This is a genomic window from Xenorhabdus lircayensis, assembly GCF_016306625.1.
GTDB lineage: Bacteria > Pseudomonadota > Gammaproteobacteria > Enterobacterales > Enterobacteriaceae > Xenorhabdus > Xenorhabdus lircayensis.
In genome coordinates, this window is record NZ_JACOII010000004.1 from 1 (window position 1) to 7,160 (window position 7,160).

6 protein-coding genes and 4 pseudogenes are annotated in these 7,160 nt (G+C 36.5%); 4 read left to right on the forward strand and 6 right to left on the reverse strand.

Going from position 1 to position 7,160, the window contains the following annotated elements; translation table 11 throughout:
* Window positions 1–441: 441 nt before the first annotated feature.
* Window positions 442–1,161 (reverse strand): annotated as a pseudogene (locus H8A87_RS00095) (IS1 family transposase).
* 84 nt (window positions 1,162–1,245) lie between these two features.
* Between H8A87_RS00095 and H8A87_RS00100 the strand changes: the two are divergent.
* The 3 genes and pseudogenes from H8A87_RS00100 to H8A87_RS19635 form a co-directional block, all read left to right on the forward strand.
* Window positions 1,246–1,593: pseudogene (locus H8A87_RS00100) on the forward strand (hypothetical protein); the annotation flags it as partial.
* A 46-nt stretch (window positions 1,594–1,639) separates the two neighbouring features.
* Window positions 1,640–2,206 (forward strand): hypothetical protein, encoded by a 567-nt coding sequence (locus H8A87_RS00105; RefSeq protein ID WP_198688012.1) that lies wholly within the window; start codon window positions 1,640–1,642, stop codon window positions 2,204–2,206.
* A gap of 42 nt (window positions 2,207–2,248) precedes the next feature.
* On the forward strand, window positions 2,249–2,452 hold the full coding sequence (locus H8A87_RS19635) for a hypothetical protein (protein WP_232369976.1): 204 nt from the start codon (window positions 2,249–2,251) through the stop codon (window positions 2,450–2,452).
* Between the two features lie 517 nt (window positions 2,453–2,969).
* Here H8A87_RS19635 and H8A87_RS20360 read toward each other — a convergent pair.
* The 4 genes and pseudogenes from H8A87_RS20360 to H8A87_RS00125 form a co-directional block, all read right to left on the reverse strand.
* A pseudogene (locus tag H8A87_RS20360) lies at window positions 2,970–3,104 on the reverse strand (IS256 family transposase); the annotation flags it as partial.
* Between the two features lie 116 nt (window positions 3,105–3,220).
* Window positions 3,221–3,601, reverse strand: a complete 381-nt coding sequence (locus H8A87_RS00115) for a hypothetical protein (protein WP_198688013.1) — start codon at window positions 3,599–3,601, stop codon at window positions 3,221–3,223.
* A gap of 330 nt (window positions 3,602–3,931) precedes the next feature.
* The gene (locus H8A87_RS00120; RefSeq protein ID WP_198688048.1) at window positions 3,932–4,216 is read right to left on the reverse strand and encodes a HigA family addiction module antitoxin; all 285 of its coding nucleotides are present in this window, start codon (window positions 4,214–4,216) and stop codon (window positions 3,932–3,934) included.
* A gap of 64 nt (window positions 4,217–4,280) precedes the next feature.
* Window positions 4,281–4,481: a type II toxin-antitoxin system RelE/ParE family toxin gene (locus H8A87_RS00125; RefSeq protein WP_332460305.1), complete on the reverse strand. Its 201-nt coding sequence runs from the start codon at window positions 4,479–4,481 to the stop codon at window positions 4,281–4,283.
* Window positions 4,482–4,793: 312 nt separating this feature from the next.
* Between H8A87_RS00125 and H8A87_RS00130 the strand changes: the two are divergent.
* Window positions 4,794–5,333 (forward strand): annotated as a pseudogene (locus H8A87_RS00130) (IS5 family transposase); the annotation flags it as partial.
* A gap of 694 nt (window positions 5,334–6,027) precedes the next feature.
* On the opposite strand, the gene H8A87_RS00135 reads toward H8A87_RS00130, so the two are convergent.
* On the reverse strand, window positions 6,028–6,201 hold the full coding sequence (locus tag H8A87_RS00135) for a hypothetical protein (RefSeq protein ID WP_198688014.1): 174 nt from the start codon (window positions 6,199–6,201) through the stop codon (window positions 6,028–6,030).
* Window positions 6,202–7,160 lie beyond the last annotated feature (959 nt).

Here is a 7,160-nt window from a genome sequence, read left to right on the forward strand (position 1 = left end):
GTGGCAATAACGGCAATAGACGTCAACTTTGACCATGCTTCATCCTTAAAAAGCCGGAAGCATATCACAGTAACTAACCATTTAATACATGACCCTAATTTCAGATATTTCCACACACCCAGGTATTAGGGGTTGTGGAATCTCACTAATCGAATGTGCAGTAAATTTATCTTACCAATTAGGGAAAAACGGTATAGTTCAACTTACTCCAATTGATGAAAGCGAGGGTTCTTATCAATATATAGGGTTTACTAAAATACAAACTCATAGGCTTGTCTTTATGGTTTTAAAGCCCGCTGAAAGCCTCAAATGGCGTTTAATAAATGGACGCTACCGTTTTTTGTGGAATGTATAATTAAATTCACCATAATATAAACAGAGAAAAAGACACTGATAGTGGTATTTATATAAAATATCGACAAGATACGTTCACTAAGAGTTCTAAATGAAAATTGAAGCTATTTTTGTTGTAAAAAGGTCTGATTCAATGCTTGAACAATCAGAAGTACCGATAACTTTGTCATACATTTCCGGCGATTTTGAATAACCGAGTGTTTTACGGTTCAATCGCTTAATTCGATTACGTAGAGTGAGATTTTCACGTTCGATACGTTGCGTGAAACTGTTTCCAATGCGTCGGTAACTTGTTGTAAGCTTTGACATTGTCTGTACACCAGAAAGCCACATTGAATCGAGCGAGTTTTTTCAATAATTTCTTGTGTGTTTTCTTGCTCCGTCTTCCGAAAGTATGAGCAATAATACGCTTCAGACGGGGTTCCCAAGCATACCATAACCCACGTTGTTGCTTTTTATTGCCAACAAAAGACCATATCCCGTCAACTTCGCAGATAAGCTGAATGTCCAAATTATCCAGAGAAAGCGTTGTTACACATCGTGGGCAGAGTTTTTTAGAGTGCGAACAACCGCATTAATGCTGATATGTAATGCCCGGGCGGTATTACGAATACCTGAACTATTCATTGCTAGATCAACGACTTGTTCTTTTATTCCAGCCTGACAGGCGCGATAGGAATAGTCGAGTTGGAAAGTGCGATTACAAGACAAACAGCGATAACGCTGATGGCCTCCTTTACCTGTACCATGCTTTTTAACCTCTTTTGTCTGATCACAAAATCGACATTTAACTTCAACCGTTGTCACTAAAATTCTCCCCATAAAAAATGGCTATTGTACCTGAAGAACAATGCTTTGAATACACGACCAAAAAATGGGTGTAGCACTATTATGAAAAGCCATTTACTTTCTCTCGTGATGAAGCCCAATATAAAAAACTCAAGTTATATGATGCATTTCGCCGTATTCGCAACTTTGTCTGTGTGGCAATATACCCCCATCACAGATCCTCATATCCGTATATGGCTCAAGCTAAATCCGAATCACATCACGTTAGAAGAAGGTTTCAGCCGAGATGTCACTAATATTGGTCATTGGGGAACAGGTAACGTTGAACTCATTGTTCACAATGAACACGATTTAAATAAAGCGAAGATGCTTCTTGATCAGGCTTATCAGGAGAATGAATGCTACGTGCGGTTCTTGAAGGTAAAGCTGACGCGTAACCATTGGCAGTGAAAAACCACAAAGTTGGCGTTCCGTATTTCAATCACGAGAAGATCTATTGACTGCTGCGTTCTGGACGCGGATTAAGTATTTATCCCCTACTGCCATGAATCTATTTCTCTCAACATCGCTGGGGCTAGATATTGCTAAGTATGGTGAATTTGAATTGTTTGATTTTTGGCCTAAATACTATTTTAGCGAGGAAGAAAAAACTTACGCCGAACCGGATGTCGTTATTGAGTTCAAACGTGCAGCACTGATTGTTGAAGTTAAACCGCCAATGGGTGGCAACCAACATATCACTCAATGGAAAAATAAAATCGATGCATACTTGCAAAGTGATAATGCAAAATCACATCTGTATTTTCTCGCACTGGGTAATCTCCCTAAAGCTGCTTCGAGTTGGTTGCAACAACTTGCCAGTGAATACCCTGATGTTCAAATAATTACCAAAGAATGGAAGGAGATTAAATATTTTCTCCAAACTCAACAATGGGTCTCTCCACAGGATCAATGTATCATTGATTATTGCCTAAAAGCGCTCACTTTTTATGGTATTCGAGATCCATTACCATCCTGGATAAATTTTGACAATTTTCTTGCCAAGAACATATTAGACATTTAGCCACATATGCTGCTTAAATTAGATAACTAAAGGAGTTATCTAATGGAATTGTTAAATAAATTTAGTCAAGTACGTCAGGCTCACCGTGTATGTACAGCATTTTATCAACATATGTTTCCTATGTTGAACCACATTGCTGAACGTTTGGATATGAAACTCATTCTTTGGGATACATGGAGTTTTAACAAACCGCCCCGTAAATCTGTTAATCCACTTACCACTGGAGCTGGGATTACCTGCCAATGATGGATGTGTCCTTTGTTTTTGGCAAACAAGTCAACGAGAAGGGAATGCCTAGCCAGCAGGATTTTGTATTAGATTTAAACTTGTTATAGACAGTGAGTTAGAAGCTGATACCAGAATTGAACAATACGGAAAAAATGTTGAGCCTAAGGCATATCAATTAAAAATAAATGTAGAAAAAACAGAGAGCCACCTCGAAATTTACTTATTTACCATTACCCAAAACAATAGTGATTACTCATCATTAGAAGAAATTTGGAATAACTATGACGGCTATCCAGAAGTAAATTCAAAGATCCAATCAGTAGAAAAAATACAAGGAATTGGTTTCAAACTTGATTTAAATCATATTGCTAATGATAATGGCGTGGAAATTATAATTGAAAAAATTAATCACCATCTGAGCAAATTAGGAATTCAGTATAAACAGGATATTTAACGATTTTTTGTCATCGCCATTTCATATTAAACGTGATCATTTAAGTAGTCATCAAATTCAATCATAAAACGGCTTGTTGAGATCCGACTGGAATATTTTACGTTTCTTAATGGCATGCCGAATAACAATGTCCTGTAATTCAATCGCATTGGTTATATAAATCACTTTCTTGATCTCGACAGAATACGCGAATAACATGGACCGATTGGCCCAGTTTTCTCGTCAATTGCGATTGATTTACAGGTAACTCTCATCCCACAGTTCAAGTGAAGATCTCCAGCTCCTGATATGTTGTGGTCTATAAATATGAAAAAGCACCGTGTTGCAGGCACTTATCTATTTGCTGCGTCCTTTCTTCCCATGTTCACCTTGAAAAGGTTTTCACACCGCTTATTCCATAGTCCCATATTTTTTAGAGTCTGTCTTGCGTCTTCTCTTTCTTGTATTGTTGGTAAACATACTTTACTTCCATGTATGTTCACTTTATATTCACCGAAAGCAACCACACGTAAATAATCAGGCCAGTTCCTATGCCACTGAAGTGAGATAATTATTCCATTTTTAAATTTTTTTGGGATTCTTCCCAAATTAAACAATAATGCCCCATCAAAATTATCAGATAACGGTTTTACTTTGTAAGGCGTTATGCTTAACGCATTTGGGTATTTTAACGATAATACCTCTATTATTTTACCTTTATTTAAACCACTCATAACTGTACATTATAAATTTGTTGTTTCTTATTAGTACTCAAAAACTAATATTATTCACTAATAGTTGTTAATCCTCAAGTAGTAAATAACAACTACCCAAAAAAACAATAACTGTAACTTCTCTGTCAAGGATTCCTTTATTTATAATTCATCCTCAAATAGAAAAATTAGCGTTCTCTCCTACAATTGTGCCAAGTTATAATTACTACAGACATAGGCGCTTTTCTCAACAGAGAATAAAATTGTAGGAAGCTTGAAATGATGCAGTTTCTCAACTTTTTGAATCATCAGTTAACATACTGATTTTTTTTGTGGTTATGGCTTTAGTGCTTAGGCAAAAGTTAAACGGTGCAAGTGACTTACATCAACATGCTTTTTGGCCTCTTGCAAGCTGTAATTCGCTTGTATTTTTAACCATGTTTCCGGTGTACTACCAATCACCACGGACAACTTCAAGGCCATTTCTGGTGTAACAGATGTATGTCCCGAGAGAAGCCTGCTAGCAGTTGAAGGTGCAATTTCCATTGCTTTAGCAAACTGCCGTAAACTTACATTCATTTCTTCCAGTGTTTCGGCAATGATTTCACCAGGATGTGCAGGGTTAGCCATTCGCATTAGTGATAATTCCAAGTTAAGAATTTCGGTATCACCATCTGTGAATTTAAATGTGATGCGCCAATTACCTGATACTTTGATTGACCAGATTTCCTTTTAATTCATGGAGATCGTAGCCAGGAAGATTGATAGATTCAATATCATCAGCTGAGTCAATAACGGTAAGTCGGTTTTTGATTCGCCTGACCAACGGTTGCTCTAACCCACTACTGTCATTTTTTAAGAAGAATTTTTTCAGTCCCTTATACTTGAAACTCTTAATCATGCTGATCATGTTCCTAACTGTGGAACAGTATAATGTATGTTCCATATTCCGCAACACCTTTACAGTGTTACCGATTGTTTAAGTTATTTCAGTCCAACCTATCACTCCGATTGATAAATAATCCTCTCTAAATTCAAAAATTGAATTTAGAGCCTATCCCAATAAGGGTTTTATTAAACCGGCGGTAGTTCACATGCTCTATAAATCCTGAATACAGTATGGTTACTGGACTTAGGTCCGATCGAAATCGCCACTGGTTTAATATAGTATAGTTAAGCCAGTCTTTCTGCTGTTCTCCATTTGGTGATGACCATGAGTAAGAAAACGACATCACAATGGCTCATTTCTGATGAGCTTTGGCAAAAGATGGAACCTTTACTGCCTGAGCATAAAACCCATCATCCTTTGGGATGCCATCGTCGCAGAGTCGATAACCGCGCCGCCATGAATTCTATCTTCTTTCTTCTTTGTGTTACGAACCGAGCGTCAGTGGAATGCCTTAAATGCCACGGGGATTTGTTCTTCAAGCAGCGCACATCGCCGTTTTCAGGAATGGCAAGCAGCCGGGGTATTTGAACGATTTTGGTAAAATGGGTGACTTGCCAGTGAAAAAGTGGGGGCCATTGGCTGGCGTAAATTATCTCTGGATGATTGCCTGACTAAGGCACCGCTTGCCGGGACAAAAAAACAGGCCTCAACCCGACAGACAGAGGAAAATAAGGCGTCAAAATAAGTCTCCTAACCGAGGGTAAAGGGTTACCTTTATCGGTTACAGTCGCTCCGGCGAACACTCATGATATCAAGTTGGCGATCGAGACACTGAATAATCTTGAGATAGGAAGACCGGGGCATCCTTTACCCCTTTAGTTTGTATGTAAGAGGTAAAAAAAGACGCTAAAGTTTGTACATAGTGAGTAACCATCTGTTTTATCTAGGAGTTTTAAAAAATACAGGAGGTAATTATCTTCCGTTGCAATGTAAAATTATCTTTTAAGGACAAACTCTTTCGTCCCTATAGGGTTTTTAACGAGCGGTCTTTACACAAATCTAAGACGAATAACATACTAAACAAATTATTTATATATCAATTAATTAAAAAATATCATTTCGCTACGAGTAAACTTTAATGTCTTTTTCGATCCTTACGTACAAACTTTATTGTTCCTACACACCAGACAGAAAAAGCACTTTCATTTAAGGCACTACCTGACTATTCAAAACTTACTGATAAAACTTTTCACCCTATTCATATCGTTATATTTTTATTTAAATTCATACAATTAACTGGTGATAACTTAAAATCAAACTCATCATCACTCTTCACCAAATCCCTCACTGAAAATGAGTGAAAAATGAACAAAGTGAACAGTTGTGAACACTTTTTCGTTTTTTTTTTGAGTAATGGCAGAAGTGAAAGAAATTATTCTTCTGGCTGGTCGTTCCTTGTCAGTCTAGGTAACCATTCATTGGCTGTTTCCATATTCAGGTTCATATTGCTGCCAATTCACTTGGCATATCCATGCCAAATCGGGTGATGGAAATAGGTTTATTCAGTTAGGACGTTGGAGTCCATTTGAAATGCTGCTTCAAAAAACATTTCAATGCCATTCCCCATATTGGTTTCCTCTAACATATCCATATGAATCCAAATTACAGAACTCAGCCCTACAGTTTCTGTTCCTTTATCATTAGAAGTGTTTTTCTTTAATATAACCTTCACTTAGTACCCCAGATAACCGTTAATTAAATTATTCATTGTAAATATGAATAATAAAAGCATAACATGAATTCAAGGAAAAATATTATTACCGTTATATTTGTATTTATAATATTTTTACTTCCGGTTTTATCTATTATCAGCTGCGAAGGCTGGAGCACCTCGGATGGTCAAGTCAAAAGTTGTGTTTTAAATTTAGGCATAATCAAATATCACTCAATTTTTTATTATTTTCTTTTATTTATCAGGGCAATATCAATGGTCACTCCTCTCTTTGTATACTTTATCATTGGCCTGTTTATCATATTACTCTGCCGCTATGCGTATGATCACGGTACTGTACTGGTAACCATTAACTGGATATATGCATGTAGTTGGGATAAACCATCCTGCTACCTGTCTACATTCATTCTGCGATATTCAATTACCGATATATTTTTCCTTCCAACAAAAATAACGTCTTATTAGGCAAGTTTGATTCGGTATCATGCATAAATACTTTTCTCTGTCTGTAATCCCGTCACGACCAAAATTCCTACCATAACGACAACGACATTTCCGGAAATCCTGTAGCAACAGTGAACATGTTTCAATTCAAATGAAATATTCCATCAAAAAGCCTTAATAAGATGATTCTCCATAGATGCATCATCAAAAAAAATATTACCGCTTGAGAAAAAACGCCCTCATCACACATGAATAGCTATCATATTGTTTTTATTAAATAAAAAATCAAAATTAAGCAAGGGAAACGACTTATTTTCAGAATATTCAAAAGTGCGAGTGAAACCCGATTGTAGGAAAATTAAAGGTCTATTCAGTGGAAAAAATGATGATAAGTGATATTTTTAATGAAAACTTGGTAAATTACCGTTAATTACACCGATGAATGTTAAGATCTCTTTATATAAGCCAAATCAATAAAATTTTATTAAAAAACAAAACATTTTATACCAAACTGT

What these genes read in the sequence shown, in the direction of transcription:
- H8A87_RS19635 (WP_232369976.1), top strand. Translation starts at nt 2,249, where the DNA reads ATGGAATTGTTAAATAAATTTAGTCAAGTACGTCAGGCTCACCGTGTA.
- H8A87_RS00115 (WP_198688013.1), bottom strand. Translation starts at nt 3,601, where the DNA reads ATGAGTGGTTTAAATAAAGGTAAAATAATAGAGGTATTATCGTTAAAA.
- H8A87_RS00120 (WP_198688048.1), bottom strand. Translation starts at nt 4,216, where the DNA reads ATGCGAATGGCTAACCCTGCACATCCTGGTGAAATCATTGCCGAAACA.
- H8A87_RS00125 (WP_332460305.1), bottom strand. Translation starts at nt 4,481, where the DNA reads ATGATTAAGAGTTTCAAGTATAAGGGACTGAAAAAATTCTTCTTAAAA.